The following is a 1349-nucleotide window of genomic DNA, read 5'->3' on the forward strand; positions in this document are numbered from 1 at the left end:
CACCAGCAGCCGCAGCCCGTGCTCGTCGAGACGCTCGCCGAGAACGGGACCGGGCGGCATGCCGCGCATCCCGGCGGCGAAGCACCGCAGCGCGCACGGAAACCACGCTGTCGCTGTCACTCACCTGTCGAACACTAGTCGAGCCCACCGACACTTCCGGCCACCGTTACCGCACGTCGCGGGGGCATTCCGGGCTGATCTCCGTCAGTCGAGCGAGATCGACTCCGGCTCCTCGGCGAAGGCGCGGGCGACCTCGCCGGTGAGCGTGATGGCCTTGCGCGCCCAGGGCAGCGGTGCGCCGGCCAGGCCGCAGGCGGGGGTGACCAGGATCTGCTCGGCGAGGACACGGCGCGGGAAACCGAGGCGGTCGATCAGGCGGACGCCGGGTTCGGCGACGGTGCGCCAGGTGGGCGGGGTGGCGGGCGGCGCGGTCGGGGTCAGGCCGAGCGCGATCTTCTTGCCGGAGTCGAGGATCTCGCCGAGGGCGTCCAGGTCGGCGGTGGTGAGCGTGGCCGCGTCGAAGGAGATCGCGGCGGCGGCGCTGCGGCCCAGGGTGGTGAGGGCGGGGCGGGTGGCGCAGGTGTGCAGCAGGACCGGCGCGGGCTGAGCGGTGATCACCGTGTCGAGGATGTGCAGCGCCTCCGGTTCGGGGAGCGCGCGGATGGTGTTGAGAATGCTCGGACCCCGGAGCGAGCCGTCGAGCACAGTGGTGAGCCGGGGTTCGTCGAGCTGGACGACCACCTGGGCCCCTAGCCGCCGGGCGACCTCGGCCGCATGCCGGGCCAGCCCTTCGGCGAGGGACTCCGAAAGATCGCGCACCGCACCGGAATCGGTGAGGATCCGGTGCCCGCCGGGCAGCTCGACCTCGGCGGCGAGAGTCAGCGGGCCCGCGGACTGGATCTTCACCACGCGGCCCGTGCCCGCCAGACCCGCTGTCTCCCAGGCTTCTTCGATGGCGTCGAGGTCTTCGTTCAGCAGGTCCCTGGCCCGGCGTGACACCGCGCCGGGCCGGGCGCCCAACCGGTAGCCGCGGGTGGTGGAATCGAAGCGCAGGTCGACCAGCAGCGCCGAGACCCGCCCGATCATGTCCGCGCCGACACCGCGATCGGGCAGCTCGACCAGGTGCGGGAGATCAGCGAGTTCGCCGATGATCGTCGCGGCCGCCTCGCGCGGATCGGTGCCGGGCCACGAGCCGACACCCGTCGCGGTGCCACCGGCGAGCGGAACGACCGGCTCCGGTGCGGCCGTCTCCTGCGAGTTCTCGCTGCGCCACAATGTCACGCGCTCAACACCTTTCGATTCATCGAACGCCGGTCGCCGCCGGTCACCATCCTGCCCCGCACCACGGC

At 72.6% G+C, this 1349-nt stretch carries 1 protein-coding gene; it reads right to left on the minus strand.

From position 1 onward, the window contains the following. Positions 1-204: 204 nt before the first annotated feature. A complete protein-coding gene (locus ACWDNU_RS45920; RefSeq protein WP_355284454.1) occupies positions 205-1281 on the minus strand; it encodes a methionine synthase in 1077 nt (358 codons plus the stop codon). Between the last annotated feature and the right edge of the window lie 68 nt (positions 1282-1349).

The sequence above is a fragment of the Amycolatopsis sp. NPDC003676 genome, assembly GCF_053587275.1.